The organism is Streptomyces sp. NPDC058741, from assembly GCF_042746715.1.
GTDB lineage: Bacteria > Actinomycetota > Actinomycetes > Streptomycetales > Streptomycetaceae > Streptomyces.
Genome location: NZ_JBHYQH010000007.1, coordinates 161761 through 184840 on the forward strand (window position 1 = coordinate 161761; position 23080 = coordinate 184840).

Consider the following 23080-nt stretch of genomic DNA (forward strand, 5'->3'; position numbering starts at 1 on the left):
CCTGACCCTAGAGTGCTCCGGGACCGAGCTTTCTGAACGCGTTCAGTCGGGCGTGTGGGGCTCAACGGGGAGGGGACATTCCCATGGGCAAGGGGGTCAAGGTCGCCGTCATAGGCGGCGTCTTCGCGGTGATGGTGGGGGGCGCGGGGTACGGCGCCTACAACCTCGTGAGCGCGCTGGGCGGTGACGCGGGCGGGGCCGCGGCGGAGAAGAAGTCGGGGCCGCCGGACGAGGGCGAGGTCGAGGAGACCACGGCCGAGTTCTTCGCGGCCTGGGAGTCGGGAGCCTCCTCCACGGCGGCCTCGTACACGAACAACGACGCGGCCGCCGAGCGGCTGCTCACCGCCTTCGCGGACGACGCGCACCTCACCGACGTGAGGATCACGCCCGGTCCGGTGCGGGGCGCCGCCGTGCCGTACACGGTGAAGGCCCAGGTGACCTACGAGGGGAAGTCGAGGCCGCTGAGCTACAGGAGCCGGCTCACCGTCGTGCGCGGGCTCACCACCGGCCGGGCGCTGGTCGACTGGCAGCCGTCCGTCGTGCACCCCGGGCTGAAGAAGGACGACACCCTCGTCACCGAGCAGGCGCCCGTCCCGCCGATCAAGGCCGTCGGCCGCGACGGCGGCGAGCTGACGAGGGAGAAGTACCCCTCCCTCGGCCCGGTGCTGGACACCTTGCGCGAGAAGTACGGCGACAGGGCCGGCGGCACCCCCGGGATCGAGCTGGTCGTCCGCCATCCCGGCAACGGCGCTCCCGACACCCCGCTGCTGACCCTCGCCGAGGGCAGGGCCGGCACGCTGCGGACGACCATCAGCCCGAGCGCCCAGGCGGCGGCGGAGAAGGCGGTCCAGCGGTTCGCCGAGTCGTCGGTGGTGGCCGTCGAACCCAGCACCGGCGAGGTCCTGGCCGTCGCGAACCACCGCGCGGACGGCTTCAACGCGGCCTTCCAGGGCCAGGCGGCCCCCGGCTCCACCATGAAGATCATCACCGCCGCGATGCTCATCGACAACGGCGTGACGTCCATGAACGGCCCGGCTCCCTGCCCCGACACCGCCGTGTGGCAGGGCCAGACGTTCAAGAACCTCACGGACATGCGGCCCGACGAGAACGCCACGCTCGCGAACAGCTTCCTGCGCTCCTGCAACACCGCCTTCATCAAGCTCATCGACGAGAAGCCGCTGACGGACGCCTCGCTGGCCCGGGAGGCCGAGCGCTTCGGGCTCGGACGGAACGACTGGAGGACCGGCATCGCGTCCTTCGACGGCAGCGTCCCCGAAGCCGGCGGACCGGACCGGGCGGCCGGTGCCATCGGGCAGGGCCAGGTGCAGATGAGCCCGCTGAACATGGCCTCGGTGACCGCGACCGCGATCACCGGCACGTTCCGCCAGCCCTACCTCGTCCCACCCGGGCTCGACGGCCGCGAGCCGGCGCGGGCCGAGGGCCTGCGGCCGGGCACCGCCGCCCAGCTGAAGCAGATGATGCGGCTCACCGCCACCCAGGGCACCGCCGAGGAGGCCATGCGCGGGATCGGCGGCGACGTCGGCGCCAAGACCGGTTCCGCCGAGGTCGACGGGGCCGCGAAGTCCAACAGCTGGTTCACCGGATTCCGCGACGACATCGCGGCCGCGGCCATGACCGAGCGGGGCGGCCACGGCGGCGACGCGGCCGGTCCGATTGTCGCAGCCGTGCTACGAACGGGTGGCTGATATCGCCCCCGCCGGAGCGGACTCTAGGGTGGGGGCCGTCATGGGTGCGGCTGAGGGCGACGGGGACCCTGGGGATTCGCGGAGGAACGGGACAGCAGTGGGCAACAGAAGGCGCGTCGCCGAGCGACGGAAGACGAAGCCCGCGGTGGTCGGCGGGATGATCGCCGTGGTCGTCGGCGGCGCCGGGCTCGGTGCCTACGCGCTGTACGGCGGCGGAGCCGCCGCGGACGACGGGGGGCACGCGGCCACCGACCAGAAGGCCGAGGTGAAGACCGGCCCGCTGTCGGCCGCCGAGGTCACCACCGCCGCCCGGGCCTTCCTGACCGCCTGGCAGTCGGGGCAGGCCGCCCGGGCCGCCGACGCCACCGACGACCCCTCCGCCGCCCTTTCCGTGCTCACCGGCTACGCCGAGGACGCCCGCATCAAGGACGTCACCCTGACCCCGGGCGCCCGCGCGGGCGCCAAGGTGCCGTTCACCGTCAGGGCGACGGTCGCCCACGAGGGCACCGAGAAGCCGCTGACGTACGCCAGCGCGCTGACCGTCGCCCGCCGCGCCGACGACGGCAAGCCCCTGGTGCAGTGGCACGCGGCGGTCGTCCACCCGGACCTGAGGGACGGCGACAGCCTGGTCACCGGCGAGGCGGGCACGCCCCCGGTCAAGGCCCTCGACCGGGAGGGCGGCGAGCTGACCCGGAAGAAGTACGCCTCGCTCGGCCCGATCCTGGACGGGCTGCGCGAGAAGTACGGCAAGACGGCGGGCGGCAGGGCCGGCGTCGAGCTCCGGGTCGTGCGCGGGAAGGCCGCCAAGGCCGCGGACCTGTCCGACAAGACCCTGCTGGAGCTGAGCGAGGGCACGCCCGGCACGGTGCGGACCACGCTGGACCCGGGACTGCAGGCGGCCGCCGAGGAGCAGGTCGCGAAGAAGGCCAGGTCGTCGGTGGCCGTGGTGCGGGTGTCGACCGGTGAGATCCTGGCCGCCGCCAACGCCTCCGCAGGCTTCAACACCGCCTTCCTGGGCTCCCTGGCCCCCGGTTCCACGATGAAGGTCGTCACCTCCTCGCTGCTGATCGAGAAGGGCCTGGCCTCGGCCGACAAGAAGCACCCGTGCCCGAAGTACTTCACGTACGGGCACTGGAAGTTCCAGAACGACGACAAGTTCCAGATCAAGGACGGCACGTTCAAGGCGAGCTTCGCCCGCTCCTGCAACACGGCCTTCATCAGCCAGGCGCCGAAGCTGAAGGACGACGACCTGACCAGGCAGGCCCAGCAGGTCTTCGGGCTGGGGCTGGGCGACTGGGCGATCGGGGTGCCGTCCTTCGACGGCTCGGTGCCGGTGCAGTCGGCGGCCCAGATGGGGGCCTCGCTGATCGGGCAGGGCGGGGTGCGGATGAACCCGCTGAACATGGCGTCGGTGTCGGCGACGGTCAAGTCCGGCAGGTTCCGCCAGCCGTACCTGGTCTCCCCGGAGGTCGACGGCCGCGAGCTGGCCACCGCCTCGCGCACGATGTCGGCGGGCACTCTGGGGCAGCTGCGCGAGCTGATGGCCTACACGGCCACGGCCGGCACCGCCGCCGAGGCCATGGCCGGGGTGGGCGGTGACGTCGGCGCGAAGACCGGCTCCGCCGAGGTCGACGGGCAGAAGAAGCCCAACGGATGGTTCACGGCCTACCGGGGTGACCTGGCGGCCGCGGGCGTGGTCCAGCAGGGCGGGCACGGCGGCTCCACGGCCGGACCGATCGTCGCGGCCCTGCTGAAGGCGGGCGGCTGACCCGGGGGGTCAGTGGCTGACGGGTTCCGCGGCGGCCATGTACGTCCGCCGCAGGAACCGCAGCAGCGCCTGACGCTCGAACTGCACCACCGACACGCCCTGCGGGGAGTGGAACTCCACGATGGCCTGCACCCGCCCGCACGGCCAGACCCGCACCTCGCCGCTGCCCGCGGGGGCGCGCAGCCCCTCCTCCAGCAGCCGGCGGTCGAAGGTCCACTCGCGTCCCCCGGTGCCGGGCAGCCCGACGCGCACACGGCCGGGGTCGCGCTCGGGGTCGTACCGGAGGGTGACCGGGATCGTCTCCAGCTCGTCGACCAGCGGGACGGCCGCGTCCGTGACGATGTGGGCTCGCGCGTACTGCTCGACTACGGACATCGGACGACCCCTTCTCCGTGCGCCAACCCACCGGAAACCGCGAGTCCACCCCTCCACCAATGTCGCATATTTCCGTGATTGCGCCTGCTCGGCCGGTGATGTCGCCCGTGAGATAAAACAAGCAGCACGCTCTTGCATATCGTTCGCATCTGACCACATCATCGAACGGTGCATGTACCTGACGGATTCATCGACGCCCCCACCTCCGCCGCCGCCGGTGTCGTCGCGGCGAGCGCCATCGCCGTGAGCCTGCGCGGGGCACGACGGGAGCTCGACGAGCGCACCGCGCCGCTGGCCGGACTCGTGGCGGCGTTCATCTTCGCGGTGCAGATGCTGAACTTCCCCGTGGCCGCCGGGACCAGCGGCCATCTGCTCGGGGGTGCGCTGGCCGCGATCCTGGTCGGGCCCTTCACCGGGGTGCTGTGCGTCTCCGTCGTGCTGCTGATGCAGGGCGTCCTCTTCGCGGACGGCGGGCTGACCGCGCTCGGGGTGAACATCACCACCATGGCGATCGTCACGGTCGTGGTCGCCTACGCCCTCTTCCGCGGACTGGTGAAGGTGCTGCCCCGCACCCGCCGCTCGGTCACCGTGGCCTCCTTCGTCGCCGCCCTGGTCTCCGTCCCCGCCGCCGCGCTGGCCTTCACCCTGATGTACGCCGTCGGCGGCACCACCGACGTCTCGATCGGCAAGGTCGCCACCGCCATGGTCGGCGTGCACCTGCTGATCGGCATCGGAGAGGCCGTGATCACCTCGCTGACCGTGGGCGCGGTCGTCGCCGTACGGCCCGACCTGGTGTACGGGGCGCGCGGCCTGAGGCGAAAGCTGAAGCTGCGGGTGAACGGCGAACTGGTCGACGCCCCCGGCACCGGGCCCGCTCCGGCCGCGGCCCGGACCTCGCCGCGCGCGGTGTGGGCCGCGGGCCTGGTCGCCTCCCTCGTGCTGGCCGGGTTCGTCAGCTTCTACGCCTCCGCGAACCCGGACGGCCTGGAGAAGGTCGCCGCCGACCACGGCATCGACCGGAAGACCGAGGACCACGACGCGGCCGGATCCCCGCTCGCCGACTACGGCGTCGAGGACGTCGACGACGCCCGCCTGTCCGGGGGGCTGGCGGGTGTCATCGGCGTGGGTGTCACGGTCGCCGCGGGCAGCACGGTCTTCTGGGCGGTACGGCGCCGCCGCTGCGACGGCGCGTCCCCGGCGGACACCAGGAACGTGCCGGCCCCCTCGCGCACCACGGGCGTCTGACGTGGGAGCCGGGCACGCGCACAAGCTCTACCGGCACGGGCACTCGCCCGTGCACGCCCTTCCGCCGCACACCAAGCTGGCCGCCGTCTTCGCCTTCGTGGTCGTCGTGGTGTCCACGCCCCGCGAGGCGATGTGGGCGTTCGCCCTGTACGCGGTGCTGCTGGCGGCCGTGGCGGTGGCCGCGCGCGTGCCCGCCGCCTTCCTGCTGAAGCGGCTGCTGATCGAGGTGCCGTTCGTCGCGTTCGCGGTGCTGATGCCGTTCGTGGCGGAGGGCGAGCGGGTCGAGGTCCTCGGTCTGTCCCTGAGCGTGAACGGCCTGTGGGGCGCCTGGAACGTGCTCGCCAAGGGCACCCTCGGCGTCGCCGCCTCGGTCCTGCTGGCCGCCACCACCGAGCTGCGCGAACTGCTCCTCGGCCTGCAGCGTCTGAAGCTCCCGCCGCTGCTGGTGCAGATCGCGTCCTTCATGATCCGCTACGGCGACGTGATCACCGGCGAGATGCGGCGCATGCGCATCGCCCGGGAGTCGCGCGGCTTCGAGGCCAGGGGCGTACGGCACTGGGGCGTGCTGGCCAAGTCGGCCGGCGCGCTGTTCATCCGCTCCTACGAGCGCGGCGAGCGCGTGCACCTGGCGATGGTCAGCCGCGGCTACGCCGGCTCCATGCCGGTCATCGACGAGGTGACCGCGTCCCGGGCGCAGTGGTCGTACGCCCTCGCCCTCCCCTGCACGGCCCTGGTCGTCTGTCTGCTGGGATGGACCCTGTGACACCTTCTCTCGACGTGGCCGGACTGGCCTTCGCCTATCCCGACGGCCACCAGGCCCTGTTCGGCGTGGACTTCTCCCTCGCGCGCGGCGAGCGGGTCGCGCTGCTCGGGCCGAACGGCGCCGGCAAGACGACCCTCGTCCTGCACCTCAACGGCATCCTGAGCGGAGGCACCGGCACGGTGCGGGTGGCGGGGCTGCCCGTGGGGCGGCAGCACATGGCGGAGATCCGGCGCCGGGTCGGCATCGTCTTCCAGGACCCGGACGACCAGCTCTTCATGCCGACGGTCCGCGAGGACGTGGCGTTCGGTCCGGCCGCGGCCGGGCTGAAGGGGGCGGAACTGGAGGAGCGCGTCGACCGGGCGCTGGAGCGGGTCGGCATGGCCGAGTTCAAGGACCGGCCGCCGCACCACCTGTCCTTCGGGCAGCGCCGCCGGGTGGCCGTGGCGACCGTGCTGGCGATGGAGCCGGAGATCCTCGTGCTGGACGAGCCCTCCTCCAACCTCGACCCCGCCTCCCGCCGCGAGCTGGCCGACATCCTGCGCTCGCTGGACGTGACCGTGCTGATGGTCACGCACGACCTGCCCTACGCCCTGGAGCTGTGCCCGCGCTCCCTGGTGCTCAGCGAGGGCGTGATCGCGGCGGACGGGCCGACCGCCGAGCTGCTGGGCGACGAGGAGCTGATGCGGGCGCACCGGCTGGAGCTGCCGTTCGGTTTCGACCCGCGTTCCGTACCGGCTCCCGCGGCCCGTCCGTGACAATGGGCGGGTGACGAACGAGGAGGCCGGCGGTTCCCCGCTGCTGGACGAGCAGCTGTGCTTCGCGCTGTACGCGGCCCAGCGCGCGGTGACGGCCGCGTACCGTCCGCTCCTCGACAAGCTCGGTCTCACCTACCCGCAGTACCTGGTGCTGCTGGTCCTCTGGGAGCGCGGCGAGACCCCGGTGAAGGACCTGGCCGCGGCCCTGCGTCTGGACTACGGCACGGTCTCGCCGCTGCTGAAGCGGCTGGAGTCGGCCGGTCTCGTCCGGCGTGAGCGCTCGGAACGTGACGAGCGCTCGGTGCTCGTGGCGGTGACGGGGCGCGGTGAGGCGCTGCGGGAGCGCGCGGCGCGGGTGCCGGGCGCGCTGCTCGAGGCGACGCGACTCGACGAGGCGGAGGTCGCACGGCTGCGCGCGGAGCTGTGGCGCCTGGCCGAACGGGCGGGGTCGGCCGCGGACCGGGCCCGCTGATCTCGTTACCCCCGGTTACACCCCCTGGCGGGGACCGTTCGATTACCGGCCAGTACCTTGTGCGCGATGTGTTTGTACGCACTTGTTTCCGGGGGAGGACAGCATGACTGACGGCCCCGACGTCGACACCCGCCCGACGAAGATCATGTACGTGGCCGAGGCCACCGCCCACGGTGGCCGCGACGGCTATGTCACCAGCCAGGACGGGCACCTCGACCTCAAGGTCGCGATGCCCCCGCAGCTCGGTGGCGACGGCAACGGCACCAACCCCGAACAGCTCTTCGCGGCCGGCTACAGCTCCTGCTTCCACAACGCCCTGATCCTGGTCGGCAACCGCGAGGGATACGACCTGACCGGCTCCGCGGTCTCCGCGAAGGTCGGCATAGGCCCCAACCGGCAGCACGGCTACGGCCTCGCGGTCGCCCTCACCGTCTCCCTCCCGGTCGTCGACCCCGACCTCGCGAACCGGCTGGTGGACGCGGCGCACGAGGTCTGCCCGTACTCGAACGCCACCCGCGGGAACATCGACGTGACCATCCTGCTTGGGTGAGGGGGGCGAGCAGGCGCGACGAGGAGAGGTACCGGGCGTGGACGTGCACGGCACAGTGGCCGAAGGCTTCGAGCCGGTGAGAGAGGCGTTCGCGCGGAACTTCGCCACGCTCGGGGAGCGGGGCGCCGCGGTCGCGGTCTATCGGGACGGGCGGCGCGTCGTCGACCTGTGGGGCGGCACGAGGGACGTCGACGGCACCGGCCCCTGGGAGCGTGGCACGGCACAGGTCGTGCGGTCGGCGACGAAGGGCGTGGCCGCCGCCGTGCTCCTGCTGCTGCACCAGGACGGGCGGCTGGACCTGGACGCGCCGGTGGGGCACTACTGGCCGGAGTTCAAGGCGCGGGGCAAGGAGCGGGTGCTGGTCCGGCACGTGCTGAACCACCGGGCCGGTCTTCCGGTCCTGGACCGGCCCCTCACCCCCCAGGAGGCCCTGGACCCGAGCCGGGGACCGGATGCCCTCGCCGCGCAGGCCCCCGTCTGGGAGCCCGGCACCGACCACGGCTACCACGCCCTGACCTACGGCTGGCTGGTCGACGAACTGGTGCGGCGGGTGACCGGGCAGGGCACCGGCCGGTGGCTCGCCGAGCGGATATCCGGCCCGCTGGGGCTGGACCTCTGGCTCGGTCTGCCCGAGGCGGAGGCCGGGCGGGTCGGGCGCGTCGGCCGGGTCGAGGGACCGGAACCGGCCGGGGGGCTGCGCGCCCGCCCGAAGCGCTCGGTCTCCGAGGCCTACCAGGACCCGGACTCCCTCACCCGCCGTGCCTTCGCCGCGATCACGCCGTTCCCCGAGCAGAACGACCCCGCCTACCGCGCGGCGGCCCTCCCCGCCACCAACGCCGTCGCGACGGCGGACGGGCTGGCCCGCTTCTACGCGGCGCTGATCGGCGGCACCACCGGGACCTCACGGCTGTTCACGCCGGAGACGGTGGAGCGGGCCCGGGCCGAGGAGTCGGCGGGCCCCGACCGGGTCCTGGTGGTCGGCACCCGCTTCGGCCTCGGCTACATGCTGCACGGCACGGCCTCCCCCTTCCTCGCACCGGGCTCCTTCGGCCACCCGGGCCGCGGCGGCGCCCTCGGCTTCGCCGACCCGGAGAGCGGCATCGCCTTCGGCTATGTCACCAACGGCTTCCGCAAGACCGTGACGGCGGACCCGAGAGCGCAGGGGCTGGTCCGCGCGGTGCGGGGGGTGCTCGGAGCGTAGAGGGGAGCTAGACGTGGATCGGGTGGGAGGTCCGCCCGGACGCCTGGTCGATCTCCTCGTGCGCCTTGGTCAGCAGCTGCATGGCAAGTTCGTTGAGCGCCCGGGCCCCGGCGATCTCCTCGCCGACCCGGGGCTGGTTCGCGTCGGACCGGTGCCGGCTCGCCTGACCGTGCGCCCGTACCTCGGTGCCGTCCGGCAAGCGGACCAGCGCGGCCGCGCGCGTGTGCTGGTCGTCCTCCATGAACTCCAGCTCGACGTGCCATCCCACTGTGGTGTGCATCATGGATCACCTCCGGAAGACCTAGTTCCAGGGTGCTCCTCGATGCGGCCGGGCGCACCCGTCCCGCTCGGGTCTATCCGGAGCGCAGCATCAGCCCGATCCCGACGACGAGCAGCCCGGCCGCGGCGATCCTCGGCGCCCCGAAACGCTCCTTGAAGAACACGGCCCCGATCGCCGCGCCGACCAGGATCGACGACTCGCGCAGGGCCGCGATGGGCGCCAGCTCCGCCTTGGTCTGGGCCCACAGGACGAGGGCGTAGGCGGCGACGGACAGCGCGGCGCCGAGCAGGCCGAGGGCCGCGAAGGGCCGCAGGGTCGCCGCGGTCCGCCCGCGCCGGCGCACCAGCACGTACGCCGGGATCACGGCTCCCTGCACCGCCATCAGCCAGGCGATGTATCCGAGGGAGGAGCCGGAGGCGCGCACGCCGAGCCCGTCGACGACGGTGTACGCGGCGATCGTCAGCCCGGTGGCGAGGGCGGCCCCGACGGCTGCCCAGTCGGGCCGGCGGCCGCGCACGCCCCACAGCGCGACGCCGGTCAGCCCGGCGCAGGACAGGGCGATGCCGGCGGCGGCCGGGCCGTCGGGCACCTCGTGCGCGAAGAGGGCGGCGAACAAGGTCACGACCAGCGGCGCGGTGCCGCGGGCGATCGGGTAGGCCTGCCCGAAGTCGCCCAGCCGGAAGGACGTCATCAGCAGGGCGTAGTAGACGAGGTGGATGGCGGCGGAGCCGAGCAGGTACGGCCGGGCCCCGGCCGCGGGGAAGCTCACGAAGGGTGCCAGGGCGAGCCCGATGACGAGTCCCCCGCCCGAGATCAGCGCGAAGCCGGCGAGCTTGTCGGTGATCTTGTGGGCGATGGCGTTCCAGCTGGCGTGGGTGACGGCGGCGAGCAGGACGGCGGTGGTGACCAGGGGGGTCACGAGGTGCGCTCACGCACGTCCACGAGCGTGCCGCCGGCGTGGGCGACGAGGGCGTCGGGCGCCATCGGGAACACGGTGTACGGCGTCCCGGCGGCGGCCCAGACGACGTCGTGGTGCAGCAGGGAGCGGTCGGCGAGGACGCGCGTGTTCGTCCGGTGCCCGAAGGGGGGCACACCGCCGATGGCGTACCCGGTGGTCTCCCGTACGAGGTCCGCCCCGGCGCGGGTGACGTTCCGCGCGCCGAGCACGTCGCGCACGCGCTCGACGTCGACCCGCGAGGCCCCGTCCATGAGCACCAGCACGGGCACCCGGTCGGCCGCGAAGATCAGGGACTTGCAGATCTGGCTCAGCTCGCAGCCGAGGGCGGCGGCGGCCTCGGCGGCGGTGCGGGTGGCTTCCGGGAACCGGCGGACCCGGCCCACGAGACCGTCGAGCCCGGACCGGCGCAGGGCCTCGACGAATCGGGGGTGTGCTCCGGAGTCTTCGGCGTCAGGGGCGGCTGTCGTCGTCATGCGGGCACGCTAGTGGCGCGTGCACGGGGCACGCGAGCGGTTTCAGACGGCGCCCTCCTCCACCGGGACGTCCGCGAACTCCCACCACGCCAGAGGCAGCCAGTCCCCGTCGACGAAGCCGTCGACGGACCCTCCGGTGCCGTGGATGGCGACGTGGGTTCCCACGGGGTAGGTCCGGCCGGACAGCCCGGAGACCGCTACGAGAAGTGTGCCGTTTCGTCGTGACAAGGTCGTAGATCCTTTCTCTTCTGAGTGCAAATCGTCTCATCATGCACCAGCCTGGTATATGAGCTACGGCACATTGGGAGGTGCTTCACAATGAGGGCTGTCGTCTACAAGGGCCCCTTCGAGGTTGCGATCGAGCAAGTGGAGGATCCTCGAATCCAGCATCCGAACGATGTGATCGTCAGGGTCACGTCGACCGCCATCTGCGGCTCGGACCTGCACATGTACGAGGGCAGGACCGCCGCCGAGCCGGGTATCGTGTTCGGTCACGAGAACCTCGGCGTCATCGAGGAGACGGGAGAGGGAGTCACCTCACTCAGCCGCGGCGACCGGGTGGTCATGCCGTTCAACGTCGCCTGCGGATTCTGCAAGAACTGTACGGCGGGATTCACGGGCTTCTGCCTGACCGTGAACCCGGGGTTCGCCGGCGGTGCCTACGGCTATGTCGCGATGGGGCCCTACGTGGGCGGGCAGGCGGAGTACGTACGCGTGCCGTACGCCGACTTCAACTGCCTCAAGCTCCCGGAGGGCACCGAGAAGGAGACCGACTTCGTCCTTCTCGCCGACATCTTCCCGACCGGCTACCACGGCAACGAGCTGGCCGATGTGCGTCCCGGTGAGAGCGTCGCCGTGTACGGCGGCGGCCCCGTCGGACTCATGGCGGCCTACTCCGCGATGCTGCGCGGCGCGAGCAAGGTGTTCGTGGTCGACCGTGTGGCGGAGCGCCTGCAGAAGGCGGAGGAGATCGGCGCCGTGCCGATCGACTTCACCCGGGGCAACCCGGCGGAGCAGATCAAGGAGCACACGGACGGCCAGGGCACGGACAAGGGCGTCGACGCCGTCGGCTACCAGGCCCAGGCCCAGGGCGAGGACCGCGAGGAGCCGGCGATCGTGCTGAACTCGCTCGTCGACACCGTCCGCCCGACCGGTGCTCTCGGTGTGCCGGGCCTGTACGTCCCGCGCGATCCGGGCGGGCCGGACGACCAGGCCAAGCAGGGCATGCTGATGGTCTCCATCGGGCGCCTCTTCGAGAAGGGGCTCCGCATGGGCACCGGCCAGTGCAACGTCAAGCGGTACAACCGCCAGCTGCGGGACATGATCATCGAGGACCGCGCGACGCCGAGCTTCGTCGTCTCGCACGAACTGCCTCTGGACCAGGCCCCGTCGGCGTACGAGAAGTTCGACAAGCGGGTCGAGGGCTACACCAAGGTCGTCCTCCATCCGCACGGCTGAGAAGAGAAGGGCTGACGCCGGGGCCGTCGAAGGCCCCGGCGTCATCACTGCCGTTGTCGCCGGCGCGGGCGGCCGGTTTCCCGCCGGAGGCGGAGGGTCAGGCGCGTACCAGCTCCCGGTCCGTGTCGTCGCCGTCGTCCGCGGCACGCAGGCCCTCGCCCTCGACGTCGACGTTGGGCAGGGCGCGGTCGAGCCACCCGGGCAGCCACCAGGCCTTGCGGCCGAGGAGCGCCAGGACCGCCGGGACGACGGCCATGCGGACGACGAACGCGTCGAAGAGGACCGCGATCGCGAGGCCGAAGCCGATCATCTTGACCATCGAGTCGGAGGAGCCGATGAAGCCGGCGAAGACGGCCATCATGATGACCGCGGCGGCCGTCACCACCCTCGCCCCGTGCCGGAAGCCCGTCACGACCGCCTGCGTGGGCTTCTCGCCGTGCACGTAGGCCTCCCGCATCCGGGTCACGAGGAACACCTCGTAGTCCATCGCCAGGCCGAAGACCACGCCGACCATGAAGATCGGCATCATCGACATGACCGGGCCCGTCTGCTCCACACCCACGAGGTCCGACAGCCAGCCCCACTGGAAGACCGCGACGACCGCGCCGAGGGCCGCCGTCACCGACAGCAGGAAGCCGAGGGCCGCCTTCAGCGGGACCAGGATCGAGCGGAAGACCACGATCAGCAGCAGGAAGGCCAGGCCGACCACCAGGACCAGGTACGGGACCAGGGCGTCGTTGAGCTTCTCGCTGACGTCGATGTTCATGGCCGTGCTGCCGGTGACCAGGACGTCCGCGCCGGTGCCGGCCTTGATGCCGGTGCCCGCGTCGCGGATGCCGTGCACCAGGTCCTCCGTCGCCACGGAGGACGGCGGGGAGCCGGGGACGACGGTGATGGTCGCGGTGTCACCGGCCTGGTTGGGCTGCGCCGGGGTGACCGTGACGACGTCCTCCAGGCCCTTGATCTCGTCGCCGGCCCGGGTGAAGGCCGCCTTCGGGTCGTCGCTGCCCCGCGCGTCGACCACCACCACCAGCGGGCCGTTGACGCCCGGACCGAAGCCCTCGGAGAGCAGGTCGTAGGCGCGGCGCTGGGTGGTGGAGACGGGCTGGGAGCCGTCGTCGGGCAGGCCCAGCTCCAGGCTCGCCGCGGGGACGGCCGCGGCGCCGAGGCCGATGACGCCGAGCAGCAGGACCGCGACGGGGCGGCGCACGACGAAACTCGCCCAGCGGGTGCCGAGGTTCGGCCGGGCCGGGGTGTCCTGCCGCGTGCGGGAGCGGCCGGGCAGCTTGCCCTTCTGTCCCGCGGGCCTGACCTTGCGCCCGGCGTAGCCGAGGAGCGCGGGGATCATGGTGAGGGCGATCAGCACGGCGATGGCCACGGTGCCGGCCGCGGCGATGCCCATCTTGGTCAGCATCGGGATGTTGACGACGGACAGGCCGACCAGGGCGATGACGACCGTCAGGCCCGCGAAGACCACCGCCGAGCCCGCCGTGCCGACGGCGCGGCCCGCCGCCTCCTCGCGCTCGCGGCCCTCGGCCAGTTCCGCGCGGTAGCGGGAGACGATGAACAGCGCGTAGTCGATGCCGACCGCGAGCCCGATCATCGTGGCGAGGATGGAGGTGGTGGAGCCGAGGTCCAGGGCACTGGCCAGGGCGGTGATCGTGGAGACGCCGATGCCCACGCCGACGAGCGCCGTCAGCAGCGGCAGTCCGGCCGCGACGAGCGAGCCGAAGGTGATGACGAGGACGACCGCGGCGACCGCGATGCCGATGATCTCGCTGGAGCCGGTGTGCGGCACCGCCTGGAGCGCGTCACCGCCGATCTCGACGGTGAGCCCGGCCTCGCGCGCGTCCCGCGCGGTGTCCCGCAGGGCGTCCTTGGCGGCGTCGTCGAGCTCCATGCCGGAGACCTTGTACGACACCTGCGCGTAGGCGATGGTGCCGTCCTTGCTGACGGCCTTCGCCTGGTACGGGTCGGTGACGCGGGCGACCTCGGAGCCGTCGGCCAGTTCCTTGACGGTGTCCTGGACGGTCGCCTTGTTGCCCGGGTCGGTCATCTTCTCGCCGTCCGGCGCCTTGAAGACCACGCGGGCGGTGGCCCCGTCGGCGGTGGTGCCGGGGAAGCGCTGTTCCAGCAGGTCGAAGGCCTTCTGTGCCTCCGTGCCGGGGATCGAGAACGAGCTGTTGCCGGCGGCCGGGGCGCTGGCCGCGCCGGCACCGGCGAGGGCCAGCAGGGCCACCCAGATCAGGGCGACGAGGTGCCGCCGCCGGAACGAGAGCCGGCCGAGTTTGCAGAGGAATGTGGCCACGAGGGCGTACTCCCGGTCAGGTCGTGGGTCTTCGGGGCAGGGGTGATCAGCCCGACGACGTGAGCGGAGACGTCAGGTAGGGGCTTGCCGAGGGGGACTACTCGGGGGTGGGGACGCCGAGGGCGGGGAGGACCACGGCGTCGATGTAGGAGGTGAGGAAGGTGCGCGTCGGCGGCCGGTCGTCGATCACCGTCCGGGTCGCGAACGCGCCGATGAGCATGTGCACGACGTAGTCCAGGGCCGGGCAGTCGGGCCGGACCTCGCCGCGGTCGACGGCGCGCCGCACCATCCGGCGGAACTCCTCCATCTCCGGCTCGATGAGCAGTTCCTTGAAGGCTTCGAAGAGGTCCGGATCGGCGTGCACCGCCATGAACAGACCCCGCATCAAAGCGGCGTTCTGCTGCATGGCGCAGTCGTCCTCACGGGAGACCAGGGCGTGCAGGTCGCCCCGCAGGGACCCCGTGTCGACGTCGGAGACGTCACCGGGCTTGCCGTGCCGCACCGCCTTCGCCACCAGCTCCGGCTTGCCGCCCCACTGGCGGTAGAGCGTGGCCTTGCTGGAGCGGGTGCGGGCGGCCACGGCGTCCATGGTGAGGGCGTCGTAGCCGACCTCGCGGAGCAGGTCGAGGACGGCGCCGTAGAACTCGGCCTCGCGCTCGGGGGTGATCCGACTGCGACGCGCGGCGGCGGCCTCGGTCATCTCTCTCACCTTCTGCTCCGAACGATACGGTTTCGTACACCACGACGGTACCCCATCCATCAGAGAAACGAAACTGTTTCGTACGAACGCTGGGCGCACGTGCGCGTTCTGTATTGACTTGCTGCACCCCGGCACAGCATGAGGGCGTGACCTGTCTGCCTCTGCCGCACCTCCATGACGACCTGCCGTCGTGGCCGAGGACGACCTCTGGCCGGCCCCGTTCGACGGCCCCGGTGCCTGGCGGCTCACCGTCGACCGCACCAAGGTCGGTCACCCCCGCCTCTCGCCCCCCGGCCGCCACCTCGCCCGCGGTCCGCGGCGACGGCAGCCGCCCGGTGATCGTCGACGAGGGCGAACGGCGCGCGGTCCCGGCGGCCGAGCCGGGCGAATCCGACTCGACGGTGTGGATCGACGCGCGGCGCATCCTGCACACGGTCGACCCGGAGGCCGAGTGGCGGCAGGCCTACGACGAGGCCGGGCGGCTGATCCGGGCCCACTTCCGGGACCCGGGCATGTGCGGCATCGACGGGGACGGGGTGCTGGAGCAGTACCGTCCGCTGGTCGAACGGGTCGCCTCCCCGGACGAGTTCGCGGACCTGCGGCGCGAGGTGCTGGGCGAGCCGGGCACCTCCCACGCGTACGTCACCGCCGCCCGGCGCAACGAGGACCCACCGCACCACCAGCGCCGCCACGGCCTGCTGGGCGCCAACTTCGTCCGCGGGGAAGCCGGCTGGACGTCCGGCGCATCCTGCCCGGCGACTCCTCCGACTCCGAGGCCCGCTCCCCGCCGGCCGGTACGGGCATCCGGGAGGGCGCGGTCCTCACCCATGTCGACGGCCGCGCGGTCGACCCGGACGCGGGCCCCAACCCGCTGCCGGCCGGTGCGGGCGGGACGACGGTGGAGCTGACCTTCTGCCCCGCCGGGGGCGAGGGACCGCTCCGCCGGGTCGCGGTCGTCCCGCCGGCCGACGAACGGCCGCGCCCGGTTCGACGCCTACGGCTGGTCCGTGGAGAACCGGGGCGTCGACCCGGACGTCGACGTGCTGCGCACCCCGCCGGACTGGGCCGAGGGACGGCCCGCCCGGCTGACCGACGCGGTGGAAGTCGCGCTCGGGCTGCTGGAGACCAACCCGCTCGCCACACCGCCGACTTACAGCGACGTACCCGACCGCTCCCGCCCGGAGCTGCCGCCGAGGGCGTGAGGGCGGAACGCGGGGAAGGGGCGTCCCCGCGCGGGACGCCCCTTCCCCTCGGCACGCGACGTCAGGCGTCGAAGTCCTGGTCGAAGCGGTCCTCCTGCTCGCGCTCACGCTCGCGGTCGCGCCGCGGCTGCGAGGGGTCCATGTCCTCGTCACGCCGGCGGCCGCGGCCCTGCGTCTGTTCGCGAGCCTGGTCCGCCTTCTGACGGGCCTGGTCCTGCCACTGCTCGGACTTCTCCTGGAACTGGTCCTTCATACCCATGTGGGTTCACTCCCGTTGGGGGTGAGGGGATCTGGCTCGTTCAGATTCACACGGGCCGTGACGCCGCGCACGTCGATCACTCACGGAGCGTAGCGCGCTGCTGCTCGTCGGCCGCTCCACCGGCCCCGACCAGGCCCGTGCGGACGCCCGTCAGCCGGTCCGCGAACCGCCGCATCTCGCGCTGTCCCACCGTCCCGATGACCGCGGGCAGACAACCCCGCACGCCCTGCATCCCGCGCAGCCACCACTGCCCGTACACATGGCTCGACCGCCGCTCGATCCCGGCCACCAGCCGGTCCACGGCCGGCCCCAGCGGATACGTCTTGTTGGACGGCCAGGGCAGCCGCTGCCTCAACTCCCGCATCACGTCGTCCTGGTCGGCCCCGCGCACCATGTCGGTGTCGGTCCACGACAGATAGCCGACGCCGACCTTCACGCCCCGGTGGCCGACCTCGGCGCGCAGGCTGTGCGCGTACGCCTCCACGCCCGACTTGGAGGCGCAGTACGCGGACATCATCGGCGCCGGGGTGATCGCCGCGAGGGAGGCGATCTGCAGCAGATAGCCGCGGCTCTCCAGCAGCATCGGGAGGAAGGCGCGGGCGGTCACCGCCGACCCGACGAGATTGACCTCGATCACCCGCCGCCACGACTCCGGGTCGGACTCGGTGAACGGACCGCCCGTGGCCACACCGGCGTTGGCGACGACGATGTCGACCCGGCCGAAGCGCTCCTCGACCTCCTCGGCGACCCGGGCCATCGCCACGTGGTCGGTGACGTCGGCGTGCCAGTGGCCGCTGTCGCCGTGCAGCCGCGCCGAGACCTGCTTGAGGGCGTCCGGCTCCAGGCCGACCAGCGCGACCTTCACCCCGCGCGCGGAGAGCTTGCGGGCGAGCAACTCCCCGACGCCGCGCGCCGCCCCGGTCACCACGGCGACCCTGCCTTCGAGGCTGACCCTGCTCATGCGCTCTCCTCGGTGACGACCCGGATGTGTGCGTGGACGAGTTCCCGTATCTTCCCGGTGACCAGCTCGGGCGCCTCCACCGGCGTCATGTGGCCGATGCCGGGCAGCTCCACGAGCCCGGTGCACTGCGGCAGGGCCGCGGCCAGGGCCCGGGCGTGCACCGGCGGCGTCAGCCGGTCCGCCGTACCGGCGACCACCACCGCGGGCACCCGCACCTCCCGCACGGCGTGGTCGAGATCGAGCACGTCCAGCACGTTCGACCAGGTGTGGCGGACCGCGCGCGGGCAGGCGTGCACGATGCGGGCGCAGGCCTCGACCATGTGCGGGGCGGAAGCGGGGCCCATGGTCCCGTACTTGAGGATCCGGCGGGCCAGCGGCGTCACCGGTCCGAGCGGGGCGCGCGAGCCGAGGATCCGCCGGGTCAGCCAGGTCCGCAGCCGCCCGGGCCGCATGGGCACGACGGTGGAGGCCGCGACCAGCTGCGAACTGCCCGTGCTGCACAGCAGGACGGCTGCGGCGTGCGCCCGGAATCCGGCCCGGGCGGAGGCCGCCATGACGGTCATGCCGCCCATGGAGTGCCCCGCGATCACGGCCTGTTCGCCGGGGGCCAGGGCGGCGTCGAGGACGGCTTCCAGGTCGTCGGCGAGGGCGTCGGTGCTGCACGTCGGGTGCGCGGGACTGCGCCCGTGGCCGCGCTGGTCGTAGGCGATGACGCGGTGGTCGGCGGCCAGTGCGCGGATCTGGGCCGCCCAGAAGGCCGTGGAGCAGGTCCAGCCGTGGGCGAGCACCACGGCGGGGGCGCCCTCGGGGCCGTGGATCTCGACGTGCAGCCGGGCGCCGTCGGCGGAGACGGCGGTCAGTTCACGGGCCGGGACGGGCGGGGCGTAGGGGCCGGAGTCGACGTGCAGGAGGCGGCTCACGCGTCCACCTCCGCCTTCGTCGCGCTCTGCCGCCCGGCCGGTGACGCGGCGGGGGGCCGCAGCACGTCGTACTCCGCGAGGTCGACGCGCCGCGTGGCGCGCCGGAACTCGGCCGTCGTCCCGGGCCAGATGGTGGTGTTACGGCCGTTGGCGTCGAGGTACCAGCTGGTGCAGCCGCCGGTGTTCCACACCGTGCGCTTCATGCGCTCCTGCACCCGGTGGTTCCAGTCCCGCACCGCGCTCGGGAGGGCGTCCAGGGCGACGCGGCCGCCGAGGACGTCGAGCTGGCGGACGTAGTCGGCGAGGTAGTTCAGCTGGGACTCGATCATGAGGATCATCGAGGAGTTCCCGAGGCCGGTGTTGGGGCCGATGATCGTCATCCAGTTGGGGAAGCCGGCCGCGGAGGCGCCGCGCAGGGCCTCCATGCCGCCCTTCCAGGCCTCCGCGAGGGTCCGTCCGTCGGCGCCCACGACCCGGTCGGCGATGGGCATGTCGGTGACGTGGAAGCCGGTGCCGAAGACGATCGCGTCCACCTCGGCCTCGCTGCCGTCGGCGGCGACCAGGGTCGAGCCGCGCACCTCGGCCAGGCCGCTGGCGACGACGTCCACGTTGGGCTGCGCGAGCGCCGGATAGTAGGTGCTGGACAGCAGGATCCGCTTGCAGCCGATGCGGTAGTCCGGGGTGAGCTTGGCCCGCAGCCCCGGGTCCTTGACGGCGCGGGCCATGTTGCGCTTGGCCAGCTTCTCGACGAGGCCGAGCTCGTTCGGCCGCCTGGTGAACGCCTGGACCTGCAACTCCCGGATGCCCCACAGCAGTCCGCGCCGCACCTGCGAGGTGACCGGCAGCTGCCGGTGCAGCCACCGCTCGGCGCCGCTGATGGCCCGGTCGACCCGGGGCATGACCCACGGCGGGGTGCGCTGGAAGAGGGTGAGGCGGGAGACGTCCGGCTGGATCGACGGCACGATCTGGATGGCCGAGGCGCCGGTGCCCACCATGGCGACGCGCTTGCCGCGCAGGTCGTAGTCGTGGTCCCAGCGGGCCGAGTGGAAGACCTTCCCGGGGAAGGTGTCCAGGCCGGGGATGTCCGGAACCCTGGGGTCGGACAGCGGCCCGGTGGCCGACACGACGAGGTCGGCGGAGAGGTTCCCGCTGCTGGTCTCGATGTCCCAGCACAACCGCTCGCCGTCCCAGGCCATCCGCTTCACCTCCGAGTCGAAGCGGATGTGCGGGCGCAGCCGGAACGTGTCCGTCACGTGCTCCAGGTAGGCGCGGATGTGCTCCTGCCCGGAGAAGGTGCGCGGCCAGTCGGGGTGGGGCGCGAAGGAGAACGAGTACAGATGCGACGGCACGTCGCACGCGCACCCCGGGTAGCTGTTGTCCCGCCAGGTGCCGCCGACGCCGCTCGCCCGCTCCAGGACGACGAAGTCGGTGATCCCCTCCCGGCGGAGCCGCACGGCGGCCCCCAGCCCGCCGAACCCGGACCCCACCACCGCGACCCGTACGTGCTCGCGCTCGCCCATGCCGACACCTCCACACACCACGAGAACCGCGCCAGTGAACACTGGCGCAATGGGAGAGTAGGGCAGAGGCCCTACCGATGGGTAGGGGGCAGGACGAGGAAGTTACCCGCGGTACGCCTTAGGGTGCCCAGGTGGCCGAGAAGCGTGAATACCGCATGGAAGAGCTGGCCCGCCTCGCCGGGATCACAGTGCGCACCCTGCGCTTCTACCGGGAGCGCAAACTGATCCCCCCGCCCCGCCGCGAGGGCCGTATCGCCTGGTACGACGACGACCACCTGGCCCGGCTGCGCACCATCACGGCCCTGCTGGAGCGCGGGCACACCCTCAGCGGCATCGCGGAGCTGGCGGAGGCCTTCGACCACGGCCGCGACGTCGGCGACCTCCTCGGCGTCGGCGCCCCCACCGAGGAGGAGCCGGTCCACCTCACGCCCGAGGAACTCGCCGACCACTTCGCCGGCGAGGCCACCCCCGAGAACCTCGCCGCCGCGATGGACCTCGGCTACCTCGGCACCGACGGCGGCGAGATCGTCCACATCAGCCGCCGCCTCCTGGACGTCTCCTCGGCCCTGGTCCGCGAGGGCATCCCGCTCGCCGCGGTCCTCGCCGCCGCCCAGCAGGTCCGCACCCACGCGGACGCCCTCGCCGACCTCTTCGCGAACCTGGTCCTCCGCCACGCCTCCCCCACCGACCTGCCCCGCCTGCGCCCCCTGGCCCGCAGCGTGGTGGAGGCGGAGCTGTCGCTGGCACTGGACCGCAGGATGCGCGGGTCCTGACGGCCTGCGCCCTAACGCTCGTAGACGACGGTCACCGGCGCGTGGTCCGACCAGCGCTCGGCATGCGTGGCGGCCCGCTCCACGAACCCCTTCACCGCCCGCCCGGCGAGCCCGGGGGTGGCCATGTGGTAATCGATGCGCCAACCCGTGTCGTTCTGAAACGCCCGCCCCCGGTACGACCACCACGAGTACGGCCCCTCGACGTCCGGGTGCAGCGCCCGCACGACGTCGGCGTAGCCGCCGTCGGCCGGGTCGAGTACGCGGGTCAGCCACTCCCGCTCCTCGGGCAGGAAGCCGGAGCTCTTGGCGTTGCCGCGCCAGTTCCTCAGGTCGGCCCGCTGGTGGGCGATGTTCCAGTCGCCGCACACCAGCACCTCGCGCCCCTCGGCGGCGGCCCGCTCCCGGAGCTCCTTCAGGTGGGCGAGGAACTCGCCCATGAAGCGCTCCTTCTCGTCCTGCCGCTCGGTGCCGACCTCGCCGGAGGGCAGGTAGAGGGAGGCGACGGTGACGCCCGGCAGATCGGCCTCCACGTACCGTCCGGCGGTGTCGAACTCGGCGGAGCCGAATCCGATCCGCACCCGCTCGGGCTCGCGCCGGCTGTACAGCGAGACCCCGGCCCGCCCCTTGGCGGCGGCCGGGGCGTGCACCACATGCCACCCCTCGGGCGCGCGGACGTGCTCGGGCAGCTGCTCCGGCTCGGCACGCACCTCCTGCAGACACAGCACGTCGGCGTCGGTCCCGGCCAGCCACTCCACGAAGCCCTTCTTCGCGGCGGCCCGCAGCCCGTTCACGTTCACAGAGGTCACTGTCAGCACCCCGGCACGATACCGGCACACTGGACAAGACCCTGCCCCCCTCTCCGAATCGGCATACGGTAGCGAGCATGTACATACGCCGGGTCCCCTTCGACCACCCCGACGCCGTGAAGCTCAACGACCAGGTCCAGGCCGAGTACGCCGTCCGCTACGGCGACGACGGCGACGCCACGCCCATGGCCGCCGCGGACTTCCGGCCGCCGAACGGCACCTACCTGATCGCGTACGACGAGCACGGCTCCCCGGTCGCCTCGGGCGGCTGGCGCGCGCAGGACGCCAACGACGAGGGGAACCTGGACGGCGACGCCGAGGTGAAGCGCATGTACGTGGTGGATCAGATGCGCGGCCGGGGCCTGGCCGGCCGCATCCTGGCCGCCCTGGAGGAGGACGCCCGGCAGGCGGGCCGCGTCCGGATGGTCCTGGAGACGGGCACCAAGCAGCCGGAGGCGATCGCCCTGTACACGTCCAGCGGCTACGAGCCGTGCGCGAAGTTCGGCTACTACCGCTTCTACGAGACCAGCCGCTGCTACGCCAAGCGCCTCTGACGGGCCGAAGGGGCGGGCGGAGACCCTGTGAACAGAGCAGAGCCCCTGTCGGCTGTCGCCGACAGGGGCTCGAAGCTGCGTGGGGTGTTCACGAGTGGGGCTGACGTGGGGCGACGAGAGGCTCTGAAGATCGCTCCCCGTGCCGTCGGAGATCGTTACCCGACAATGAAGAGAACGGAACCGGTCGCCGGTGATCGGCCGGGCGCGAGGCGGGCGTGACCAGTCACTGCCCTGTTCCCCTCCTTTTGGGTGATGGCGCCGCGGCAAATTTCAAAGTACTTTCAAAGTCATGGGTACCGAGAACGCGGCCGTGAACTTCTCCGAGCTGGTGAACAAGAACAAGCAGACGCTTGCCCGGCTCCAGGAATCGCCGAGACTGCTCCTGCACCGCAGAGACGGCGAGGATCTGGTCCTGACCACCGCGGCGCGGGCCGAGCAGGACCAGACGGTAGTGTCGGCAGCCACCCGGATGCTGGCCGCGATGGCCCGCCGGGAGCCCGGCAGCACGGAACTGCTGCTCGACATACTGCCGGACGCCTTCCCCTGGATCCGTTTCCTGCCCGAGCCCGATCTCCACGCCTTCGCCGTCGAACTTGTCGACACCATGCGCGCCGCCGACTCGCTCGGCAACAGTGCCTCCGTCGCCCAGCTGCTCATCGCCTGGCAGCACACCGCCGAGGTCTACTCCGACCCTGAGCTGCTGGCCGCGCTGACCAGGGACCACGGCGAGGACTACGGCCCGGTACCAGACCCGCGGGACGTCGCATGACTGCGGGCCGCGGCGACCGCGCCGCGCCCCCGGCACCGAACGGCCACTGGGAAGTCCGCTTCGCTGACGCCGCCTCGGCCAAGGGCTGGGAGAACCTCGCCCAGCAGGCCCGTGAGAACACCTACCGTGCCTGGATCACCATGCGCACCGCCCCCAGACCGGCCACCGAGACACCCCGCCACCATCGCCTCAAGGGGGGTCTGGCACATGGCACCCACCGCGGACAGACCTGCGAACAATGGCAGTCGAGGTGACCAGCGGCGGCCGTATCTGGTATCTCCTCGACACTGTCCGGGAGACTTGC

At 72.4% G+C, this 23080-nt stretch carries 25 protein-coding genes and 1 pseudogene; 14 read left to right on the forward strand and 12 right to left on the reverse strand.

The genetic code is table 11. The annotated features are described in order from the left end of the window. Positions 1–83: 83 nt before the first annotated feature. Positions 84–1706, forward strand: a complete 1623-nt coding sequence (locus ACFW6P_RS08525; RefSeq protein ID WP_386346808.1) for a penicillin-binding transpeptidase domain-containing protein — start codon at positions 84–86, stop codon at positions 1704–1706. A gap of 97 nt (positions 1707–1803) precedes the next feature. After that, positions 1804–3474, forward strand: coding sequence for a penicillin-binding transpeptidase domain-containing protein (locus ACFW6P_RS08530; RefSeq protein WP_386346810.1), 1671 nt, complete (start codon positions 1804–1806; stop codon positions 3472–3474). 9 nt (positions 3475–3483) lie between these two features. Here the strand turns inward: ACFW6P_RS08530 and ACFW6P_RS08535 are convergent, their stop codons facing one another. Continuing rightward, on the reverse strand, positions 3484–3849 hold the full coding sequence (locus ACFW6P_RS08535) for an SsgA family sporulation/cell division regulator (protein WP_386346812.1): 366 nt from the start codon (positions 3847–3849) through the stop codon (positions 3484–3486). Positions 3850–4017: 168 nt separating this feature from the next. Here ACFW6P_RS08535 and ACFW6P_RS08540 point away from each other — a divergent pair, with 168 nt between their 5' ends. The 6 genes from ACFW6P_RS08540 (at position 4018) to ACFW6P_RS08565 (ending at position 8835) form a co-directional block, all read left to right on the forward strand. Then, a complete protein-coding gene (locus ACFW6P_RS08540; protein ID WP_386423216.1) occupies positions 4018–5094 on the forward strand; it encodes an energy-coupling factor ABC transporter permease in 1077 nt (358 codons plus the stop codon). Position 5095: 1 nt separating this feature from the next. Continuing rightward, entirely contained in the window at positions 5096–5857 is a 762-nt protein-coding gene (cbiQ, locus tag ACFW6P_RS08545; protein WP_386346816.1) for a cobalt ECF transporter T component CbiQ, read from the forward strand. After that, a complete protein-coding gene (locus tag ACFW6P_RS08550; protein WP_386423217.1) occupies positions 5845–6612 on the forward strand; it encodes an energy-coupling factor ABC transporter ATP-binding protein in 768 nt (255 codons plus the stop codon). Before cbiQ ends, ACFW6P_RS08550 begins: the two co-directional genes overlap by 13 nt. 10 nt (positions 6613–6622) lie before the next feature. Then, complete coding sequence (locus tag ACFW6P_RS08555; protein ID WP_386423218.1) at positions 6623–7084, forward strand: MarR family winged helix-turn-helix transcriptional regulator; 462 nt, start codon at positions 6623–6625, stop codon at positions 7082–7084. 103 nt (positions 7085–7187) lie between these two features. After that, a complete protein-coding gene (locus tag ACFW6P_RS08560; RefSeq protein ID WP_386423219.1) occupies positions 7188–7634 on the forward strand; it encodes an organic hydroperoxide resistance protein in 447 nt (148 codons plus the stop codon). 37 nt (positions 7635–7671) lie between these two features. Continuing rightward, the gene (locus tag ACFW6P_RS08565; RefSeq protein ID WP_386423221.1) at positions 7672–8835 is read left to right on the forward strand and encodes a serine hydrolase domain-containing protein; all 1164 of its coding nucleotides are present in this window, start codon (positions 7672–7674) and stop codon (positions 8833–8835) included. 7 nt (positions 8836–8842) lie between these two features. On the opposite strand, the gene ACFW6P_RS08570 is transcribed toward ACFW6P_RS08565, so the two are convergent. The 4 genes from ACFW6P_RS08570 to ACFW6P_RS08585 all read right to left on the reverse strand — a co-directional run bounded on the left by ACFW6P_RS08570 (position 8843) and on the right by ACFW6P_RS08585 (position 10774). After that, on the reverse strand, positions 8843–9118 hold the full coding sequence (locus ACFW6P_RS08570; protein ID WP_386423223.1) for a DUF1876 domain-containing protein: 276 nt from the start codon (positions 9116–9118) through the stop codon (positions 8843–8845). A 70-nt stretch (positions 9119–9188) separates the two neighbouring features. Beyond that, positions 9189–10034 (reverse strand): EamA family transporter, encoded by an 846-nt coding sequence (locus ACFW6P_RS08575; protein WP_386423224.1) that lies wholly within the window; start codon positions 10032–10034, stop codon positions 9189–9191. Next, a complete protein-coding gene (locus ACFW6P_RS08580) occupies positions 10031–10546 on the reverse strand; it encodes a YbaK/EbsC family protein (protein WP_386423226.1) in 516 nt (171 codons plus the stop codon). The genes ACFW6P_RS08575 and ACFW6P_RS08580 overlap by 4 nt, the downstream gene beginning before the upstream one ends. A gap of 42 nt (positions 10547–10588) precedes the next feature. Next, positions 10589–10774: a hypothetical protein gene (locus tag ACFW6P_RS08585; RefSeq protein ID WP_386423228.1), complete on the reverse strand. Its 186-nt coding sequence runs from the start codon at positions 10772–10774 to the stop codon at positions 10589–10591. Between the two features lie 90 nt (positions 10775–10864). Here ACFW6P_RS08585 and ACFW6P_RS08590 point away from each other — a divergent pair, with 90 nt between their 5' ends. Further along, positions 10865–12004 carry a glutathione-independent formaldehyde dehydrogenase gene (locus tag ACFW6P_RS08590; protein ID WP_386423230.1) on the forward strand — a complete coding sequence of 380 codons (1140 nt, stop codon included), beginning with the start codon at positions 10865–10867 and terminating at the stop codon, positions 12002–12004. 97 nt (positions 12005–12101) lie between these two features. On the opposite strand, the gene ACFW6P_RS08595 is transcribed toward ACFW6P_RS08590, so the two are convergent. Beyond that, positions 12102–14312: an MMPL family transporter gene (locus ACFW6P_RS08595; protein WP_386423232.1), complete on the reverse strand. Its 2211-nt coding sequence runs from the start codon at positions 14310–14312 to the stop codon at positions 12102–12104. A gap of 97 nt (positions 14313–14409) precedes the next feature. Next, complete coding sequence (locus ACFW6P_RS08600; RefSeq protein WP_386346838.1) at positions 14410–15012, reverse strand: TetR/AcrR family transcriptional regulator; 603 nt, start codon at positions 15010–15012, stop codon at positions 14410–14412. Between the two features lie 308 nt (positions 15013–15320). On the opposite strand from ACFW6P_RS08600, the pseudogene ACFW6P_RS08605 reads away from it, so the two are divergent. Continuing rightward, a pseudogene (locus tag ACFW6P_RS08605) lies at positions 15321–16214 on the forward strand (PDZ domain-containing protein); the annotation flags it as partial. Between the two features lie 61 nt (positions 16215–16275). Here ACFW6P_RS08605 and ACFW6P_RS08610 read toward each other — a convergent pair. From ACFW6P_RS08610 to ACFW6P_RS08625, 4 genes are all read right to left on the reverse strand, one after another. Next, positions 16276–16473 (reverse strand): hypothetical protein, encoded by a 198-nt coding sequence (locus ACFW6P_RS08610; RefSeq protein WP_386346840.1) that lies wholly within the window; start codon positions 16471–16473, stop codon positions 16276–16278. Positions 16474–16549: 76 nt separating this feature from the next. Beyond that, complete coding sequence (locus tag ACFW6P_RS08615) at positions 16550–17434, reverse strand: SDR family oxidoreductase (protein WP_386346842.1); 885 nt, start codon at positions 17432–17434, stop codon at positions 16550–16552. Then, positions 17431–18354, reverse strand: coding sequence for an alpha/beta fold hydrolase (locus tag ACFW6P_RS08620; protein WP_386346844.1), 924 nt, complete (start codon positions 18352–18354; stop codon positions 17431–17433). Before ACFW6P_RS08620 ends, ACFW6P_RS08615 begins: the two co-directional genes overlap by 4 nt. Next, positions 18351–19874 carry a flavin-containing monooxygenase gene (locus tag ACFW6P_RS08625; RefSeq protein WP_386346846.1) on the reverse strand — a complete coding sequence of 508 codons (1524 nt, stop codon included), beginning with the start codon at positions 19872–19874 and terminating at the stop codon, positions 18351–18353. The genes ACFW6P_RS08620 and ACFW6P_RS08625 overlap by 4 nt, the downstream gene beginning before the upstream one ends. A 155-nt stretch (positions 19875–20029) precedes the next feature. Here ACFW6P_RS08625 and ACFW6P_RS08630 point away from each other — a divergent pair, with 155 nt between their 5' ends. Beyond that, a complete protein-coding gene (locus ACFW6P_RS08630; RefSeq protein WP_386347434.1) occupies positions 20030–20647 on the forward strand; it encodes a MerR family transcriptional regulator in 618 nt (205 codons plus the stop codon). Between the two features lie 11 nt (positions 20648–20658). Here the strand turns inward: ACFW6P_RS08630 and ACFW6P_RS08635 are convergent, their stop codons facing one another. After that, positions 20659–21462 (reverse strand): exodeoxyribonuclease III, encoded by an 804-nt coding sequence (locus ACFW6P_RS08635; protein ID WP_386423234.1) that lies wholly within the window; start codon positions 21460–21462, stop codon positions 20659–20661. Between the two features lie 68 nt (positions 21463–21530). Here ACFW6P_RS08635 and ACFW6P_RS08640 point away from each other — a divergent pair, with 68 nt between their 5' ends. The 3 genes from ACFW6P_RS08640 to ACFW6P_RS08650 all read left to right on the forward strand — a co-directional run bounded on the left by ACFW6P_RS08640 (position 21531) and on the right by ACFW6P_RS08650 (position 23030). Further along, on the forward strand, positions 21531–22007 hold the full coding sequence (locus ACFW6P_RS08640; protein WP_386423236.1) for a GNAT family N-acetyltransferase: 477 nt from the start codon (positions 21531–21533) through the stop codon (positions 22005–22007). A 289-nt stretch (positions 22008–22296) separates the two neighbouring features. Continuing rightward, a complete protein-coding gene (locus tag ACFW6P_RS08645) occupies positions 22297–22776 on the forward strand; it encodes a hypothetical protein (RefSeq protein ID WP_386423238.1) in 480 nt (159 codons plus the stop codon). Continuing rightward, positions 22773–23030 (forward strand): hypothetical protein, encoded by a 258-nt coding sequence (locus tag ACFW6P_RS08650; RefSeq protein WP_386423240.1) that lies wholly within the window; start codon positions 22773–22775, stop codon positions 23028–23030. Before ACFW6P_RS08645 ends, ACFW6P_RS08650 begins: the two co-directional genes overlap by 4 nt. Positions 23031–23080 lie beyond the last annotated feature (50 nt).